Here is an 18,913-nt window from a genome sequence, read left to right on the forward strand (position 1 = left end):
ATGGAATTAACTCATTTTAATGAACATGGAAAAGCTAAAATGGTAGATGTAAGTGAAAAAAGTGATACTAAAAGAACTGCTATAGCTAAAGGAAGCATAAAGATGAATACAGAAACTATAGAGGTAATAAAACAAGGAAAAATAAAAAAAGGGGATGTATTATCTGTTGCTCAAGTAGGTGGAATAATGGGTGCAAAAAAAACATGGGATTTAATACCTATGTGCCACAATATATTTTTAAGCGGAGCAGATATAAAATTTAATGTATTAGAAGATGAAATAGAAATAGAAGCAACAGTTTCTACAATAGGAAAAACAGGGGTAGAAATGGAAGCATTGACTGCTGTATCAATGGCTGCCCTTACTATATATGATATGTGTAAGGCTATAGACAAAGATATGGTTATAGATAATATAAGACTTGTAAAAAAAGTTGGAGGAAAAAGTGGAGAATATTTAAGAAATGAATAAGTTTGGAAATGTAGTATCAATAAATATAAGTAAAGAAAAAGGAAAATTAAAGTCTATAGAAAATGGTACTTTTAAAGAAAATCATGGGCTTTTAGGGGATGTACATTCAGGAAGTCACAATAGGCAAGTAAGTTTATTGAGTATAGAAACTATACAAAAATTAAAATCACGTGAAGTAGAAGGATTATGTACTAGTAAGTTTAAAGGAAATATAATTACAAAGGATATTTTTTTATATGATCTACCTGTTGGAACTAAAGTAAAAATAGGAGAAACTATCCAAGAAATTACTCAAATAGGTAAAAAGTGTTACGAAGGATGTGAAATAAAATCTAAAGTAGACTGCGCTTTACCTAAAGAAGTAATATTTACAAAAATTTTAATAGGTGGAGAAGTAAAACTTAATGACAAAATAGAAATAATTGAAAATAAATAAAAGTGCTAGGAATTCCTAGCACTTTTATTTATGCAATAGTTTTGTTTTCAGAAACTGAGTCTGATTTTGCTATATATAAGTAATAATATATAGCACCAACAAATACAGCTCCACCGACTATGTTTCCTAAAGAAGCAGGTATTAAGTTATTAATAAACACAGTAGTAATGTTTAAATTTGCTAAATCAGCAGCTGTTTTATGAGAAGCCTCTATCCATATAGGATTAGATTTTGCGAACAATCCTGCAAATAAATATGACATATTGGCAACACTATGCTCAAATCCTGAAACTATAAATAAGCATATTCCAGGGAAAATTGACGTTATTTTGCCAGCCATATCTTTTGCTCCATAAGACATCCATACAGCAACACAAACTACCCAGTTACATAATATACCAGACACAAATATTGAAATCCAACCTGAGCTTACCTTACTTATAGCAGTTTTTATAACTACTCCACCATAAACTCCAGTACTCCAGTCAAATATTCCAGATAAACTTACCAACCAAGTAACTAATATTGAACCTATTAAGTTACCTATCCAAACTAATGCCCAGTTTTTAAAAACTTGAGACCATTTAATTTTCTTTTGTAAAGCAGCCATTGTTATAAGAATATTTCCTGTAAATAAATCGGCTCCAGCAACCAAAACAAATATAAGGCCGGCTGGGAATATTATCCCAGAAAGAAGTTTACCTAATCCATAAGTATTAGGATTTGCAAGTAAATTATGCGCAGCCCCCAGTGATCCAAATACCGCAAATGCTATATATGCTCCCGCTAAAAATGCTGAAGCGAGAACTTTGTTTGTAGGTGTATTAGCTTTTTTTATACCAGCATCTATTGTGTACTGAGCTATCTCTGATGGTATAAGAATTTTCTTATCAGACATAAAAGACCTCCTTGAATTTGCTAAGATGATATTGATAAGTTTCATGATTTCAAATACTTCAATATTATACAACAAACTAATATAATTGTATACAATAACCATGGACATAAATAGAAATTATCTACATTTTATTTCTAATAAGTATATTTACTTTTATTTACTTAAATATGGGTATATACTTAAATGTTGTTATTTTTTTTTGGATACATTATTATAATAGATATATACAATATTATGGTAGGTAAAATTAATTGCTATGAATTAGGAGGAAATATAATGGATAAAAAATATATATATGAAAAATTAGTTCAAATATTAGATAAAGAAGATGTATTAATTGACGAACCTATGAAGAATCATACTTCTTTTAAAGTTGGTGGTCCTGCTGACATACTAGTTAAACCTAAAACAGAAGATCAAATAAAAGAAATAATATCTTTAGTTAAAGAAGAAAATATTCCGTTCTTCTTGATGGGCAATGGGTCAAATTTACTTGTTAAAGATAATGGAATAAGAGGTATAGTAATAAAAATATCAGAGAATTTTAGCGAATTTAAAATAGAAGGAAATATAGTTGAGGCACAATCGGGAATACTATTATCAATAGTTGCTAAGAGTATACTTAGAAAGTCACTAACTGGGTTTGAATTTGCAAGTGGTATACCTGGAACTTTAGGTGGAGCATTAGCTATGAATGCAGGAGCCTATGGTGGAGAAATGAAGGATATAGTTAAATCTGTAAGAGTTATAGATATGGATGGAAATATACTTGAATTTGAAAATGAGGAAATGAAATTTGGATATAGAAGAAGTATAATTACGGATAAAAACTATATTGCACTTTCTGCTAAATTAGATTTAAAGCCAGGTATATATGAAGAAATAAGAGATAAGATGAATGAATTAACTCAAAAGAGAACAACAAAACAACCACTTAGTATGCCAAGTGCTGGAAGTACATTTAAAAGACCAACAGGATACTTTGCTGGGAAGCTCATAGAAGACTGCGGTTTAAGAGGTCTTACTTTAAGAGGAGCCCAAGTATCTGAAAAGCATTGTGGATTTGTTGTAAGTTTAGGTGATACTACTACTAAAGATATATTAAACTTAATATATGTTATTAAAAGCACTGTATATGCTAAGTTTGGTGTGATGTTGGAGGAGGAAGTCAAAATCGTAGGAGAGGATTAATAATGAAAATTATAGCCGATTATCACACACATACAGTATATAGTCATGGAACTGGAACTATAGAACAAAATATAGAAGTTGCTATGCTAAAAGGTCTTAAGACTCTAGGTATATCTGATCATAGTTATAGACATTTTTCTTATGGAGTTAAGTATGGAAGCATACAAATAATGAGAGAAGAAATAGATAGGCTACAAGAAAAATATAAAGAAATAAAAATACTTTTAGGTTTAGAAGCAAATATACTAGATAACAAAGGAAGTATAGATGTAGATGACAAAGTATTGAAGTTAGTAGATTATGTTATGGCAGGATACCACTTTGGATCTATTCCTAATAAAAAGGTAACGGGTATATTAAATCACGCTTTCAATTTTGTAGGATTAGATAAATTCACTAAAGATTACAATACAGAGGCTACTATTAATGCTATGAAAAATAATGATATATTTATTGTGACACATCCAGGAGATAAAGGGGCTGTGTATATAGAAGAAGTAGCCAAAGCAGCAAAAGAAACTAACACTCATTTAGAGATAAACTCTCATCATGGATATTTAACTACAGAACAATTAAGCCTTATAAAGGATATTGGAGTTAAATTTATGATAGGTTCAGACGCTCATAGGCCTGAAGATGTTGGAAGATTTGATGATGCAATAAAGAGAGTAAGAGATACAAACGTAGACTTAAGGTTGATAAGCAATGTAGAGATGTAACCGAAAGGGTGATAATAGATGAAATTTGTTATAGTAACGGGGTTATCTGGTTCAGGGAAAAGTGAAGCAATGAAATCCTTAGAAGATATGGGATTTTATTGTGTAGATAATTTACCTCCAACTCTTATAACTAAATTTGCAGAACTGTGCTATCAGTCTAATGGAACTGTAGATAAGGTAGCTTTAGGCATAGATATAAGAGGGAGAAAGTTTTTTGAAAAACTTCATGAAAGTTTGAGCTTTTTAAAAAAAGAAGGATATAGTTATGAAATATTATTTCTGGACTGTGCAGACCAAGTGTTAGTTAAGAGATATAAAATGACGCGTAGAAATCATCCTTTATCACAGAACATGGATATACTAGATGGAATAAAGCAAGAAAGAGAAATAATGAAACGATTAAAAAAAGATGCGGACTATATAATAGACACTACTAATATGAAGCCAAAAGATTTAAAAGATGAACTGGGCAATTTGTATTTAGTAGGAGAAAATAACCCTAAGCTTACTATATCTGTATTATCATTTGGATTTAAACATGGTATCCCTATAGATGCTGACCTAGTATTTGACGTTAGATTCTTGCCAAATCCTTATTATATAGTAGAATTAAAAGAGAAAACAGGAGAAGATGAGGAAGTTAGAACTTATGTAATGAATTCTAAGGTTAGCATAGAATTTTATAAAAAACTAAAAGATATGGTAGATTTTTTAATACCTCAGTATATAGAAGAAGGCAAAAATCACCTAATTATATCAATAGGATGTACGGGTGGAAGACATAGATCGGTTACAATAGCTAATTTATTATATGACTATCTTAAGGAAAGTGGATATAGAGTTCTAAAAAAACATAGAGATTATACATTAAAGTAAGATAGGTGGAGAAAATAATGCCAATTATTTTATATATAGCAGCTGTACTGGGATGGGTTGCAATAATAATAGCTATATATTTACTATATAAAGTTAAAAAGGAAAGAGAAAATATAGAAGATATTAGTATAATGACTAAGGAACAAAAGGGTCCTAAGGTAGTAGTTATAGGAGGAGGAACAGGTCAATCAATTTTTCTAAGAGGATTAAAGTTGTTTACTCAAAATATAACTGCTATTGTAACTGTTGCAGATGATGGAGGAGGGTCAGGTGTACTAAGAGAAGATCTTGGGATGCTTCCTCCTGGAGATATTAGAAACTGTTTACTTGCTTTGGCAAATATAGAGCCTACTATGCAAGAAATTATGCAATATAGATTTACAGAAGGTAATTTAAAAGGTCAAAGCTTTGGAAATTTATTTCTAGCAGCTATGAACGGGATATATGGTAATTTTGAAACTGCAGTATACAAAATGTCTGAGATATTTGCAATAACAGGTAGAGTTTTACCGGTTACATTGCAAAACGTAGACTTAATTGCAAAGCTAAATAATGGAAATGTTATAAAAGGTGAATCAGCTATACCAGTTCAATCTAAAAAACAACACAGTCCTATTGATAAAGTATATTTAGATCCTAAGGATGTGACTCCTTTAGATGAAGTTATAAATGTAATACATGATGCAGATATAATAGTTATAGGCCCGGGTAGTTTATACACCAGTATAATGCCAAATTTATTGGTAAATGGAGTTGTAGAAGCTATAAAAAACACTAATGCTCCCAAAGTATATATATCTAATATAATGACTCAACCAGGAGAAACTGATAATTACAATGTATATAACCATATAGAAGCTATAAATAAACATGTTGGCGAAAATACTATAGATATAATAATATCTAATAATGAAATATTAAGTGAAGATATACTTAAAAATTACAGACAGGACGGGGCAAGACAAGTACTTTTAGATGCGGGGCAAATGGAAAAGTTGTACGATATGGGAATTATGACAATAGAAACTAGCTTAGTTGAGGTTAAAAAGAATTATGTTAGACACGATGCACAGCAGATATCTAAGATAGTTATAGATTTGGCACTAAGTTATGCTTCTGATGATAATATTAAGTAAAAAAGGATTTTAGTACTTTTTGTAGAAATCCTTATTATTATGCTATGTATTTAAGGAGTGAACATCTATGAGAGAAGAAGTTAGTGCCGGAGGAGTAGTACTGTTTGGTAATGCCATATTATTACTAAAAAAGTATAATGGGGATTGGGTACTTCCAAAAGGAAAAGTAGAAGATGGAGAAGATAGGCAAGATGCGGCCCTTAGGGAAGTTCTTGAGGAGACAGGCGTTAAAGCTGATATAATTAAATATCTAGGAGAAATTCATTATACTTTTAAAGAAAACTGGGATGAGAGTAGATCTGTTCATAAAACGGTTTACTGGTATTTAATGAAAGCGAGATATATGGATACTATTCCCCAAAAAGAAGAAGGATTTATAGATGCTAAGTTTATACACCTAGATAGAGTAGTAGATTTAGCTAGATATGATGATGAAAAGGAAATTATAAAAGTAGCCCTTGAAGAAGTAAAAAGAAGAATTAAAAAGGGCCAATAAAGTATAGGTGATATAAATGTCATTTTCAGCAAAAACAAAAAATGAATTATCAAGGGTGATATCTCCAAAGAAATGTTGTAATGTAGCGGAGTTATCTGCCCTTGTAAAGTTAAGTGGGAGCTTACAGCTTGCAGGAAATAAAAAGATAAACTTAAAGATAACAACTGAACACAATTCTATTGCTAGAAAGATTTTCAAATTGCTAAAGTTAAATTTTGGAATTAATACAAAAATATCTGTAAATAAGAATAAAACATTAAAGAAAAGTACTAGTTATGTGCTATTAGTAACTAGTGATATGGGGGCTATAAATTTATTAAAAGATTTAGGGATACTATATAGCGAAGAAGACTTCTATACTATAAATACTGTTCCTCATAGCTTAGTAAAACATGAAGATTGTGCTAGATCGTTTATAAGAGGGGCTTTTTTAGGCGGAGGATCTATAAGCGACCCAGAAAAAAACTACCATTTAGAATTTGTAACTAGTAATGAGGAATTTGCAGAATCTCTTAAAGACCTCATTAATTCGATAGGGTTTAATTCTAAAATTGTGCCTAGAAAAAACAATTATGTTGTTTACCTAAAAGAAAGTGAACAAATCTCGGATTTACTGAGTATAATAGGTGCACACAATGCTCTTTTAAGTCTTCAAAATGTAAAAATAGTAAAAGAAATGAGAAATAATGTAAATAGGATTGTAAATTGTGAAACAGCTAATTTATCCAAAACAGTAAGTGCTGCAGTAAGACAAATAGATAATATAAAATATATAAGAGATGCAAAAGGACTTGAATATATTCCTAGGAATTTGAGAGAAATAGCTAACTTAAGAATAGAATATGAAGATTTGACCTTAAAAGAATTAGGAGAGATGTTAAACCCTCCTGTAGGAAAATCAGGAGTAAATCATAGACTTAGAAAAATAGAACAGATAGCAGAAGATTTAAGGGAAAAAAATGGACATATATAAAATTAGGAGACTTGTATAGTCTCCTTTTTCTTTGTTTAGATTTTGTGTTAAAATATGTTTATACTTAAAACAAAAGGTAGGTGATAAGGATGAGTAAGGATTTTGTTCATCTTCATGTTCACACTGAGTACAGCTTATTAGATGGATTCTCCAGAATAGATAAACTAATAAAAAGAACTAAAGAGCTCGGAATGAATTCAATAGCTATAACAGACCATGGCTGCATGTTTGGAGTTATAGAATTTTATAAAAAGGCTAAGAAAGAAGGTATAAAGCCTATTATAGGATGCGAGGTATATACAGCACCTAGGACGCTAAAGGATAAAGACCCTAGTTTTGATAAATATCAAGGACATTTAGTATTGTTGGCTAAAAATATGACTGGTTATCAAAATTTAATAAAGTTAGTTTCTACATCTTATGTAGAGGGATTTTATTATAAACCTAGGGTAGACATAGAAGAGTTAAAAAAATACAGTGAAGGTATTATAGCACTATCAGCCTGCCTAGCTGGTGACATTCAACAAGCTATATTAAACAAAAACTATGAAAAAGCAAAAAAACTAGTATTAAGTTATAGTGATATATTTGGACAAGATAATTTTTATCTTGAACTACAAGACCATAATATAAAAGAACAAAGAGAAGTAAATTCTGCATTGTTAAAATTATCTAAAGAAACAAATATACCATTAGTTGCAACTAATGATATACACTATGTTGATAAAAAAGATTCAAAAATTCACGATGTCCTTATGTGCATTCAAATGGGGAAAACACTAGATGACCCTAATAGAATGAGATTTCAAAGTGAAGAATTCTATCTTAAGTCACCTGAGGAGATGTATGAACTGTTTCCTTATGCCCAGGAGGCGTTAGAAAATACGGCTAAGATAGCAGATAGATGTAACGTTGACTTTGACTTTAATACTATACATCTTCCAAAATATGAAGTTCCAAGTGGTTACACTCCAAATTCTTATTTAAGAGAATTATGCTATAGCGGATTAAAGCAAAGATATGAAAATATATCAGAAGAAATAGTTGAAAGACTAGATTATGAGTTAGATATTATAGAAAAAATGGGATATATTGAATATTTCCTTATAGTGTGGGATTTTATTAACTTTTCAAAGGAAAATAACATAATGGTAGGGCCTGGTAGAGGTAGTGCAGCAGGTTCTATAGTAGCATATACCCTTAATATAACAGACATAGACCCAATAAAGTACTCTCTACTCTTTGAGCGTAAGTTGAGGATGCGCTCTTTAAACTCCGTTAATTCGGTGAAAGCTATAGCATCTTAGAAAGATGTAGGCCAATACCGAGCAAAGCATTGATAGAAATGTTAATGTGTGCGTAACGACTAGGTGTGAGGCTAAAACTATGGTTATGCCAATAATTCACCCATGAAAGCGGGGCATAAAATCTATTGTAAAATACAAATTTGTGCGATATTATTAATCCTGAAAGGAATTGATATTATGCATAATATAATATGTAAAAATTGTAATAAAGAGTTTCAGAATAGTAAAAAACATCAGCAATTTTGTAGTAAAGGTTGTGCTACATCCTACAGGCAGAAAGCACACGACTTAAATTTTATGGAAGCGGAGAATGAGTTTAAGTATTATATGTTAGGATTAATATATGCTGATGGTTGTATATCTAAACAGCAGAATAAACTAGAAAGATTAACATTAGAATTAAAAGACAAAGAATTTATAGAGAATATAAAACCATTAATATCTCCCCATAGAAAACTATATATAACCAGGGGTAAAAAAGAAACTCATTCAGACACTTATAAGATTATATGTACTAATGTAGAAGCTTTAAATGAATTAAAAAGACTAGGTGTTATGAGTAGAAAGTCTAAAATAATACAAATGCCCTTGTTGACAGATAAACAATTTAGACACTTTGTAAGAGGCTTTTTCGATGGAGATGGAAGTATATTCTTAAATCATGTTAATAATCATACCTATAAACATTTAAGCTTTACTATTGCCAGTAAAGAATTTGCATTAGAGCTCCAATATAAGCTTAAACAACTAGGTTTTAGTTTTACCTTAGTTAATGATAGCAGAGAGACTAGCTGCGCAATTTATGTTAAATTGTATAAACAGAAAGAAATTACTAAATTTGCTGAATGGATGTATAAAGATTCTGAATGGTATATACAGAGAAAATACGATAGATTTTATGATGATATAGTCTGAGCTGGATAGGAACTGACCTATAGTAGTTATTAATTATTCGGGTTTGATAACGATGAGGGAAACCTCCAGAAGTATAGGATAAAGAGCCTATACGATAACAATAAAATGTTCCTTAATCCCGAGAGAATTTCAATGCCTGATATAGATATCGATTTTTGTTATGAGAGAAGAGAAGAAGTTATAGACTATGTAAAAAGAAAGTATGGAGATGACCATGTTGCACAAATAATAACATTTGGAACTATGGGTGCAAAGGCAGCTATAAGAGATGTAGGAAGAGTATTAGATATAAGTTATGCTCATGTAGATAAAATAGCCAAAGAAATACCTTTTGCAATAGGTATGACTATAGACAAGGCCCTTGAAATAAATAAAGATTTAAAGAAAATGTATGATGAAGATCCAGTAACTAAAGAAATAATAGATATATCAAGAGGCGTAGAAGGTATGCCGAGACATGCATCGACTCATGCGGCAGGAGTAGTTATAGCAAAAGAATCTGTAGATAGTTACGTTCCTTTATATAAGCATCAGGATGCTATAACAACTCAATTTACAATGACAACTCTTGAAGAGTTAGGTTTATTAAAAATGGACTTTCTTGGTCTTAGAACACTTACAGTTGTAAGAGATGCACTAAGTTTAGTATATAAGAACCATGGAGTTAAAATAGATTTTTCAAAAATGGAATATGATGACCCTAAGGTATATGAATTATTTAGTTCAGGAAATACCCTTGGAATATTCCAGTTTGAAAGTAGTGGAATGAGAGCTTTTATGAAGCAATTAAAGCCCGATAGTTTTGAAGATATAGTAGCGGGCAACTCTTTATTTAGACCAGGTCCTATGGACTCTATACCAATGTACGTTAGAAATAAAAACAATCATGATGAAGTGACATATATTCATCCAAAACTAAAGCCTATACTAGAGGTTACTTATGGATGCTTAGTATACCAAGAACAGGTTATGCAAGTTGTTAGAGACCTAGGCGGATATACCTATGGTAGAAGTGATTTAGTTAGACGTGCTATGGGTAAAAAGAAAATGGATGTAATGGAACAAGAAAGAAAGTACTTCATATATGGCAAGCTAGATGATAATGGAAATATAGAAATTCCAGGATGTATAAGAAATGGAATACCAGAAGATGCAGCAAATAAAATCTATGATAATATGATAGACTTCGCGAAATATGCTTTTAACAAATCACATTCTGCTGCATACGGCGTTCTAGCGTATCAAACCGCATATCTTAAAGCATACTATCCTGTAGAGTTTATGGCTGCTTTAATAACAAGTATAATGGGTAATAACGATAAAGTAGTAGAGTATATAAGAGAATGTAATTTACTAGGAATACAAGTATTAAAACCTGATATAAATAAAAGCTACTCTACGTTTTCGGTTGAAGATAAAAATATAAGGTTTGGGCTATCTGCAATTAAAAATGTAGGAGTAAATGTAATAAATCATATAGCTAAAGAAAGAGAAATCAACGGGGAATTTAAAGATTTTATAGACTTTTGTAAGAGGATAGAATCAAAGGATTTAAATAAACGTGTAATAGAGAGTTTGATAAAATGTGGGGCATTTGATTCTATAAGTCCTAATAGAGCGCAACTTATAGCTGGGTATGAAAGTTTAATAGAGAGTATAATAAATGATAGAAAGAAAAATATACAAGGACAGGTTTCTTTATTTGACACTATGGATATAGGTATATCTAATGAAAGCACTATATATAATCTTCCTAGGGTAGCAGAGTTTAATGAAAAAGAAAAGTTAAGTTTAGAAAAGGAAGTTCTTGGACTATATGTAAGTGGTCATCCGCTATCTCAATTTGAATATGAATTAAATCTAAATACAACTATAAATAATAGCATGCTAAATGAACTAAAAGATGATAATGAAGAATATCTAAAACTAGATGAACAAGAAATAATAATAGGCGGTATGATTGTAAACAAAACAATAAAAACAACAAGAAAAAATGATATAATGGCATTTATTGAATTAGAAGATTTATATGGAAGTATAGAAATAATGGTATTTCCTCAAATACTTCAAAAATATAATGACATATTAAAAGAAGATAATATAGTATACGTAAAAGGAAAACTAAGTATAAAAGAAGAAGAAAATGCAAAAATTATAGCTAGACAATTTTCCGAAATAAAAAAAATAAATAATAAATCTTTATATATAAGAATAGATAGCATGAATAATACGGAGGTATTAAATAAAATAAAAGACGTAATCCATAGCAACAAGGGAGATAGTATGGTATATATTTTTGCTCAAGATATCAAAAAGGCATTTAAGTCTGAGGAATATATGGTAGATATAAATGATGACTTACTATATAAATTGAAAAATACAATTGGGGAAGAAAATATAAAGGTTAAAGTATAAAAATTAAAAAATAAAAATATATGATATAATAACAAAAAATGGAATATAATGTTGTTGTTTAATTTTTTTATTATTGATGGGATGAGAAAATAATATAGGGACCATACAGGTCCCTATATTATTAGATTAGGAGGCTATAACTATGAAAACAATAGCAATACTAACTAGTGGTGGAGATGCTCCAGGTATGAATGCTGCTATTAGAGCAGTTGTAAGAACTGCAATATATTATGATTGTAAGGTGTTCGGGATAAATAGAGGATATAAAGGACTTTTAGAATCAGATTTACAAGAGATGAACTTGTCTTCTGTTGGAGATATAATACATAGGGGTGGAACAATACTTAAGTCTTCAAGATGTGAAGAATTTAAAACTGAAGAAGGAAGAAAAAAAGCTGTAGAAATTTTAAAAAAGTATAATATAGATTGTCTCGTAGTAATAGGTGGAGATGGTTCATTTATGGGAGCTCAAGCTCTAAGTAAAATGGGATTCCCAGCTATAGGTTTACCTGGAACTATAGATAATGATCTAGCATATACGGACTTTACGATAGGCTTCGATACAGCTATAAATACGGTACTAGATGCTATAGGTAAGATAAGAGATACATCATCATCTCATGAAAGGGTTAATATAGTTGAAGTAATGGGAAGACATTGTGGAGATATAGCTTTATATGCAGGTCTTGCAGGTGGGGCAGAGACGGTTATAGTTCCTGAGACTCCATACAATATAGATGAATTATGTGATAGATTAGACACAACTAAAAAAAGAGGAAAAAGACATAGTATAATAGTTTTAGCTGAAGGTGTAGGAAGTGCTCAAGAACTCGGCAAAGAAATAATTGAGAAAACAAAAGCAGATTTAAGAGTAACTGTATTAGGTCATGTTCAAAGAGGTGGAAGTCCATCAGCATTTGATAGAATATTAGCAAGTAAACTAGGAGCTAGGGCAGTAGAATTATTATTAGAAGGAAAATCTGCTAAAGTTGTGGGTATAAGAGATAATAAAATAATAGATATGGATATTAATGAAGCGTTAGATATGAAAAGGGACTTTGATACGGATATTTATAAACTAGTAAAAATCTTATCCATATAATAATGATCTACATATAGGAGGAGTAAATTATGATAAATAATATGAAAAAGACTAAGATAGTCTGTACACTAGGACCTGCAAGCGAAAATGAAGAAATTTTAAGAGAACTTATAAAAAATGGACTTAATGTATGTAGATTTAACTTTTCTCATGGAAATCATGAAGAGCAGAAAGTCAGAATTGATGTAGCTAAAAAAATAAGGAAAGAACTAAATAAGCCAATAGCTTTATTATTAGATACAAAAGGTCCTGAAATAAGAACTGGAAACTTTGCTGATCCAGAAGTTTTATTAGAAGAAGGACAAAACTTCACTATAACTATGAGAGAGGTTCTAGGGACTAAGGAAATGTGTACTGTAAGTTATAAAGGATTGGCTTCTGATGTTAAACCTGGAGATAGAATATTAATAGATGACGGTTTAGTCGGATTAAGAGTAGACGAAGTGAGTGCTGATGATATACTATGTACAATTGAAAATTCAGGTATAGTAAAAAACCATAAAGGTGTAAATGTTCCTGGGGTGAAAATAAACTTACCTGCTTTGACTCAAAAAGATATAGGTGATATAGAATTTGGTATTAAAGAAGATATAGACTATATAGCTGCATCCTTTGTTAGAAAGGCGACAGATGTTTTGGCTATAAGAGAGGTTCTTGAAAAAAACAATGCTACAGATATACAAATAATATCAAAAATAGAAAACCAAGAAGGTGTTGAAAATATAGATGAAATCTTAAAGGTTTCTGACGGTATAATGGTTGCAAGAGGGGACTTAGGAGTTGAGATACCTACAGAAGAAATGCCTATAGTTCAAAAGATGATAATAAAAAAATGTAATGAATTAGGAAAACCAGTTATAACAGCTACACAAATGCTTGATTCTATGATAAGAAATCCAAGACCTACAAGAGCGGAAGTAACAGACGTTGCAAACTCTATATACGATGGAACTGATGCCATAATGTTATCAGGAGAAACTGCAGCAGGTAAATATCCAATAGAATCTGTTAAAACTATGGCGACAATAGCTAAAAGAACAGAAGAAGCTTTGAACTACAATGAAATGTTAAAGGATAAAAAGATAACTGAAATAACAGTTACTGATGCAATAAGCCATGCAACATGTACTACTGCAGTAGATTTAAGTGCAACTGCTATAATAACATCTACATCATCTGGACATACAGCAAGAATGGTATCTAAGTTTAGACCAAAATGTGCTATAATTGCTACTACAGATGATGAGAAAGTTATGAGAAGGCTGGCATTGTGTTGGGGCGTATATCCAGTCAAATCAGCTCAAGCTGTAAATACAGATGAAGTTATTGAGAATTCAATAAAAGCAGCTAAAGAAGCTGAATTTATAAAAAATGGCGAATTAGTTGTTATAACTGCAGGAGTTCCAGTTGGAGTAACAGGAACTACTAACTTAATAAAAGTACATGTAATAAGCGAAGAAATAACAACTGGTATAGGTGTAGGATGTAAGACTGTAGAAGGAAGAGTTCATCTTATAACTAAATCAAGTGTAACAGTAGATTTTGAAGAAGGAGATATATTAGTAACTTCAATGACCGATGCTGATATGAATCCATATATAGAAAAAGCAGGAGCTATAATAACTGAAGAAGGTGGTATGACATCCCATGCTGCGATAGTAGGATTAAATATGAATAAACCAGTTATTTTATCTGCTAAAAATATAACTAACTTAGTTAAAAACGGGGATGTTATAACAGTAGATGCTGCAAGAGGTGTAGTATATAAAGGCTCAACTAGAGTTTTATAAAAGTAGCATATTATAAAGGGCAAGGCTTGTAATAGTTGATATTACAGGTCTTGTCCTTTGTTTTATTTTGTTTAAATATTAACAATTTACAGAAAAAAGAAATGAATAAAATAATTAATTCAAAAAATAAAATAAAAAGTATGCATAAAAGGACGTCGATGCTAGTATTATTAATTAAAATAATTAAAGGGGGGAAACATTATATGTCTGAATCAAGAGAAAATTGGGGGTCCAAGATAGGTCTGATATTAGCTATGGCAGGTAATGCTGTAGGATTAGGTAACTTCTGGAGGTTCCCGTACCAAGCCGCATCTAACGGCGGTGGAGCATTTATGATACCTTATTTCTTTGCACTTCTAGTTATAGGTATCCCAGTTATGTTAATAGAATGGCACATAGGACGTTTTGGAGGTAGATTTGGTCATGGAACAGTAGGTCCTATGGTTTATGTTCAAGCTAAAAAACGTATAGCACCTAGAAAGGCAATAATACTTGGCGGGTTATGTGGAGCATTTGCATTTGCAGTATCATTACTAGTGAACTCATATTACAATCATATAATAGGATGGACATTAGGATATAGTTTCTTATCAATAACAGGTGGATATATGGACAGCGCTGTAGCTACAACAGATATATTTGTAAAATATATCCAAGATCCATCATCATTAATATTCTGGATAGTAGCTTTACTTAGCATAGGATTTGCAGTAACAAGAGGAATACAAAAAGGTATAGAAGCATGGGCTAAGCTAATGATGCCTACACTATATGTATTTGGTATAATATTAGCAGTTAGAGCACTTACAATAGGTTCTCCTGTAAATCCTGATTGGAGTTCTATAGGTGGGCTTGGTTATATATGGAATCCTGATTTTTCATCATTAAACTGGAGAGCAGCGCTTGCAGCAGCAGGTCAAATATTCTTTACATTATCTTTAGGTATGGGTATAGTATGTAACTATGCATCTTACTTAAAGCCAGATGAAGATATAGTAGTATCTTCGGTAGCTATGATATCATTAAATGAATTTGCTGAAATAATACTTGGTGGTACAGCTGTTATACCTATAGCTTATGCATTCTTAGGTCAAGATGGTGTAACTGGTGGAGTAGGTCTTACATTTATGGCACTACCTAACGTATTTAGAACTATGGGTGGAGGACAATTATTTGGAGCTATGTGGTTCTTGTTATTATTCTTCGCTGGGTTTACTTCTGCTATAGCAATGTACAACTATTTAGTTGCTATATTAGAAGAAGATATGGGAGTAAATAGAAAAAAAGCATCTATGATAGTATTTGCAGGATATATATTAGTTGGTCTTCCAGTTGGTTTAGAGCCAATATTAACAAAAACTGCTGACTTAGCGTACTTTACAGAAGTAGATAACTTAATAGGAACTTATCTATTAATAGTTTTAGGATTACTTGAAACTATATTAATAGGATGGATAGTAGGAGAAAGTGCATTAGAAGAAATGAATAAAGGTGGATTATGGAAAGTTCCAAAGTGGTTCTTTAAATTATTCCATCAGTTCTTAACTCCTGTTACATTAATAGTTTTCTTAGTATTCTCTACAATAGACTTTATAAAAGCTGGATACTTTAATATAGTACCAAGCTTTGTTGCAAATAGCCCTCAATTAGTACCTTGGGTAAATGGAGCAAGAATAGTAATACTATCTGTATTAGTAATAGGATTTATTCAAGCATATAAATCTATAAAGAGTAAATATAGTAAAGAAATTGAAGAAAATAAGGTTACAACAGTTTAAATAAAGGGGGAATTGATGTGACTAGTGCTGGATGGATATTTATGGGCGTAGTTTGGACTGTTATATGTATAACTATATTTATAAGTTTGAAGAAGATAGTAGGAGATAAATAAAATAAAATAAAAAAACCCTCATTTTTAAAATGAGGGTTTTAATACAAAAGATACAAGCATATAATATATAAACAAAAACAATGGGGGGATAAAAATGAAGTGTAATACACTTATATCGAGTATAAAGCAAATAAGAAATGAATTAAAAAATGTATCAGGTTTAAAAGAAAGTAAGAAAGAAAAATACATAGCTGATCTAAAAAATATAGAAGATAAGTATGAAACAATAGAGGTTCCTGATAATTTAAAAAATGAATATGATGCTTTATATAGTAAGGGAAATGAATTATTAAAGGAAATTAGAAATAATAAGAATGCACAAAATAAAAAAATAGGTGATAGTATAGAAGCGTATATAAGATATTTAAAAGCTGCTATACATGATTTTCAAGGCACTTCAAAGTATTTACGTAAGTATATTTCAGCTTTTGTATTGGCATCAATATTATTTTTAGCCTTGACTCCTCAATACTATGGGTATATGCTTCCGGTTTTATTTTTTGTTCCTATCTATTTAGGATTAAAAGGTGTTAAAAACAGATCTATAACGGGGTTTTACATGAGTATGTCTGTTGTTCCAGTTGCACTTATGACTGCTTTTATGTGGATTAATAATGGAATAAATGTTTTAAAAGATTATAATGGAGCACTAAGAGCTGTAACAGATGATGGAGTTTCAGTTACAATAGCTAAAATTTTGGTTTATGGAGCACCTCTATTAGGAGTAGCATTATTGGTTTTTGCTTTAGTACAACTTTATAGAGGGTATAAATGTAAGGATTTATTTGTATAATAATAAAATATGGGCAAAATATATTAAAAATGGGAGGTTTATACCTCTCATTTTTTTGACTTAAAAACCGTATTTTGATAAAATAACTTGATATGGATTAAATTAAACACAAAGGAGATTTCCCTATGTTAATAGATAATAAAGAATATATAGTTGATATAGTAGATGTAGGACAAGGTGGAGTTGGAATAGGAAAATACAATGGTTTTACTGTATTTGTAGAAGGAGGATTAATAGAAGATAAACTTAAAGTGAAAATAACTAACTCTAAAAAGAAATATGCTGTTGGTGAAATAGTAGAAATAATAGATGAGTCACCATATAGAGTAAATAGGGAATGTGATGAATCACTGAAAGAATGTGGTGGTTGTCAAATACAAGAGTTAGATTATAAAAAACAGTTAGATATAAAAACTAATGAAGTAAAACAAACTATATCTAGAATAGGCAAATTAGAAAATGTTGTTATACATGAAACTATTGGAATGGATGTACCTTTTAGATATAGAAATAAGGCTCAGTTTCCAATAGGAAAGAAAAATGGTGAAACAGTATTAGGATTTTATAAAAAGAAAAGCCATGAAATAATACCATCTAACAAATGTGTTATTCAACATGACCTAAACGATAAAATACTTCAGATAGTAAAAACATACATAGATAACTATAAGATAAGTGTATACGATGAAAGTAATCATACAGGACTTATAAGACATTTGGTAACTAAAATAGGATTCAAAACAGGAGAGGTTATGGTAGTTTTAGTTATAAACGGAAATAAGCTACCTAACACACAAGAGTTAATACATGTTTTAAAAGAAAATATTCCAGGATTTAAAACATTAGTATTGAACATAAATAAAGAAAAAACTAATGCTATACTTGGAAGAAATAATAAGACTGTATATGGAGATGGAAGAATAAATGATTATATAGGAGAATTAGTATTTGAAATATCTCCTTTATCATTTTTCCAAGTAAATCCTATTCAAACAGAAGTTTTATATAATAAGGCTTTAGAATATGCAAATTTAAAAGAAAATGACGTTGTATTTGATATATACTGTGGAATAGGTACTATATCTTTATTCTTAGCTGAAAAGGCAAATAAGGTATATGGAATAGAAATAGTTGAAGATGCTATAAAAGATGCCAAAAGAAATGCTGATTTAAATAATCTTAATAATACTGAATTCTATGCAGGAAAAGCAGAAGAAGTAGTTCCAAGATTATATAAAGAAGGGAAAAAAGCAAATGTAGTAGTTGTAGACCCTCCAAGAAAGGGATGCGATGAAAAAGTTTTAGATACAATAGTTTCTATGAAACCTAATAGAGTTGTATACGTTTCATGCAATCCATCAACATTGGCAAGGGACTTAAAGTATTTAGATCAAAAGGGATATAAGTGTGTTGAAATACAACCGGTAGATATGTTTCCACACACTATGCACGTGGAGTGTGTGGCGTTGATAGAGAAAAAATAGGTTGATTTCAGGGGGAATAG

Annotated in this window: 15 protein-coding genes and 2 pseudogenes; 16 read left to right on the top strand and 1 reads right to left on the bottom strand. The window is 30.6% G+C overall.

The genetic code is table 11. The features are described 5' to 3' along the window. A complete protein-coding gene (gene moaC / locus BS62_RS03340) occupies positions 1-471 on the top strand; it encodes a cyclic pyranopterin monophosphate synthase MoaC (protein ID WP_496489831.1) in 471 nt (156 codons plus the stop codon). Continuing rightward, positions 464-907, top strand: coding sequence for an MOSC domain-containing protein (locus tag BS62_RS03345; protein WP_496489832.1), 444 nt, complete (start codon positions 464-466; stop codon positions 905-907). Before moaC ends, BS62_RS03345 begins: the two co-directional genes overlap by 8 nt. 28 nt (positions 908-935) lie before the next feature. Here BS62_RS03345 and BS62_RS03350 read toward each other — a convergent pair whose 3' ends face one another. Continuing rightward, a complete protein-coding gene (locus tag BS62_RS03350; RefSeq protein WP_496489833.1) occupies positions 936-1,805 on the bottom strand; it encodes a formate/nitrite transporter family protein in 870 nt (289 codons plus the stop codon). Positions 1,806-2,081: 276 nt separating this feature from the next. Here BS62_RS03350 and murB point away from each other — a divergent pair, with 276 nt between their 5' ends. The 14 genes and pseudogenes from murB (at position 2,082) to rlmD (ending at position 18,893) form a co-directional block, all read left to right on the top strand. Beyond that, complete coding sequence (gene murB / locus BS62_RS03355; RefSeq protein ID WP_496489834.1) at positions 2,082-2,996, top strand: UDP-N-acetylmuramate dehydrogenase; 915 nt, start codon at positions 2,082-2,084, stop codon at positions 2,994-2,996. Between the two features lie 2 nt (positions 2,997-2,998). Then, a complete protein-coding gene (locus BS62_RS03360) occupies positions 2,999-3,715 on the top strand; it encodes a PHP domain-containing protein (RefSeq protein WP_496489835.1) in 717 nt (238 codons plus the stop codon). Positions 3,716-3,733: 18 nt separating this feature from the next. Then, positions 3,734-4,591, top strand: a complete 858-nt coding sequence (gene rapZ / locus BS62_RS03365; RefSeq protein ID WP_496489836.1) for an RNase adapter RapZ — start codon at positions 3,734-3,736, stop codon at positions 4,589-4,591. Between the two features lie 17 nt (positions 4,592-4,608). Further along, complete coding sequence (locus BS62_RS03370; RefSeq protein ID WP_496489837.1) at positions 4,609-5,727, top strand: gluconeogenesis factor YvcK family protein; 1,119 nt, start codon at positions 4,609-4,611, stop codon at positions 5,725-5,727. A gap of 67 nt (positions 5,728-5,794) precedes the next feature. Further along, a complete protein-coding gene (locus BS62_RS03375; protein ID WP_496489838.1) occupies positions 5,795-6,223 on the top strand; it encodes an NUDIX hydrolase in 429 nt (142 codons plus the stop codon). 16 nt (positions 6,224-6,239) lie between these two features. After that, positions 6,240-7,196: a DNA-binding protein WhiA gene (gene whiA / locus BS62_RS03380; RefSeq protein WP_496489839.1), complete on the top strand. Its 957-nt coding sequence runs from the start codon at positions 6,240-6,242 to the stop codon at positions 7,194-7,196. 89 nt (positions 7,197-7,285) lie between these two features. Continuing rightward, positions 7,286-8,452, top strand: a pseudogene (dnaE, locus tag BS62_RS03385) (DNA polymerase III subunit alpha); the annotation flags it as partial. Positions 8,453-8,680: 228 nt separating this feature from the next. Beyond that, positions 8,681-9,418, top strand: a complete 738-nt coding sequence (locus BS62_RS03390) for an LAGLIDADG family homing endonuclease (RefSeq protein WP_496489840.1) — start codon at positions 8,681-8,683, stop codon at positions 9,416-9,418. 108 nt (positions 9,419-9,526) lie between these two features. Beyond that, a pseudogene (gene dnaE, locus BS62_RS03395) lies at positions 9,527-11,833 on the top strand (DNA polymerase III subunit alpha); the annotation flags it as partial. Positions 11,834-11,975: 142 nt separating this feature from the next. Further along, the gene (gene pfkA / locus BS62_RS03400) at positions 11,976-12,935 is read left to right on the top strand and encodes a 6-phosphofructokinase (protein ID WP_496489841.1); all 960 of its coding nucleotides are present in this window, start codon (positions 11,976-11,978) and stop codon (positions 12,933-12,935) included. A gap of 29 nt (positions 12,936-12,964) precedes the next feature. Further along, complete coding sequence (gene pyk, locus BS62_RS03405) at positions 12,965-14,725, top strand: pyruvate kinase (protein ID WP_496489842.1); 1,761 nt, start codon at positions 12,965-12,967, stop codon at positions 14,723-14,725. A gap of 203 nt (positions 14,726-14,928) precedes the next feature. Further along, on the top strand, positions 14,929-16,503 hold the full coding sequence (locus tag BS62_RS03410) for a sodium:neurotransmitter symporter family protein (RefSeq protein ID WP_496489843.1): 1,575 nt from the start codon (positions 14,929-14,931) through the stop codon (positions 16,501-16,503). Between the two features lie 207 nt (positions 16,504-16,710). Beyond that, a complete protein-coding gene (locus BS62_RS03415; RefSeq protein ID WP_496489844.1) occupies positions 16,711-17,409 on the top strand; it encodes a hypothetical protein in 699 nt (232 codons plus the stop codon). Positions 17,410-17,534: 125 nt separating this feature from the next. Next, entirely contained in the window at positions 17,535-18,893 is a 1,359-nt protein-coding gene (gene rlmD / locus BS62_RS03420; protein ID WP_496489845.1) for a 23S rRNA (uracil(1939)-C(5))-methyltransferase RlmD, read from the top strand. The last annotated feature ends 20 nt before the right edge of the window (positions 18,894-18,913 follow it).

The sequence above is a fragment of the Sporacetigenium mesophilum DSM 16796 genome, assembly GCF_059569055.1.

Coding starts and splice junctions, on each gene's coding strand:
- BS62_RS03375 (WP_496489838.1), top strand. CDS start 5,795: ATGAGAGAAGAAGTTAGTGCCGGAGGAGTAGTACTGTTTGGTAATGCC.
- BS62_RS03390 (WP_496489840.1), top strand. CDS start 8,681: ATGCATAATATAATATGTAAAAATTGTAATAAAGAGTTTCAGAATAGT.
- BS62_RS03350 (WP_496489833.1), bottom strand. CDS start 1,805: ATGTCTGATAAGAAAATTCTTATACCATCAGAGATAGCTCAGTACACA.
- moaC (WP_496489831.1), top strand. CDS start 1: ATGGAATTAACTCATTTTAATGAACATGGAAAAGCTAAAATGGTAGAT.
- pyk (WP_496489842.1), top strand. CDS start 12,965: ATGATAAATAATATGAAAAAGACTAAGATAGTCTGTACACTAGGACCT.
- BS62_RS03360 (WP_496489835.1), top strand. CDS start 2,999: ATGAAAATTATAGCCGATTATCACACACATACAGTATATAGTCATGGA.
- BS62_RS03410 (WP_496489843.1), top strand. CDS start 14,929: ATGTCTGAATCAAGAGAAAATTGGGGGTCCAAGATAGGTCTGATATTA.
- whiA (WP_496489839.1), top strand. CDS start 6,240: ATGTCATTTTCAGCAAAAACAAAAAATGAATTATCAAGGGTGATATCT.
- BS62_RS03370 (WP_496489837.1), top strand. CDS start 4,609: ATGCCAATTATTTTATATATAGCAGCTGTACTGGGATGGGTTGCAATA.
- pfkA (WP_496489841.1), top strand. CDS start 11,976: ATGAAAACAATAGCAATACTAACTAGTGGTGGAGATGCTCCAGGTATG.
- rlmD (WP_496489845.1), top strand. CDS start 17,535: ATGTTAATAGATAATAAAGAATATATAGTTGATATAGTAGATGTAGGA.
- murB (WP_496489834.1), top strand. CDS start 2,082: ATGGATAAAAAATATATATATGAAAAATTAGTTCAAATATTAGATAAA.
- rapZ (WP_496489836.1), top strand. CDS start 3,734: ATGAAATTTGTTATAGTAACGGGGTTATCTGGTTCAGGGAAAAGTGAA.
- BS62_RS03345 (WP_496489832.1), top strand. CDS start 464: ATGAATAAGTTTGGAAATGTAGTATCAATAAATATAAGTAAAGAAAAA.
- BS62_RS03415 (WP_496489844.1), top strand. CDS start 16,711: ATGAAGTGTAATACACTTATATCGAGTATAAAGCAAATAAGAAATGAA.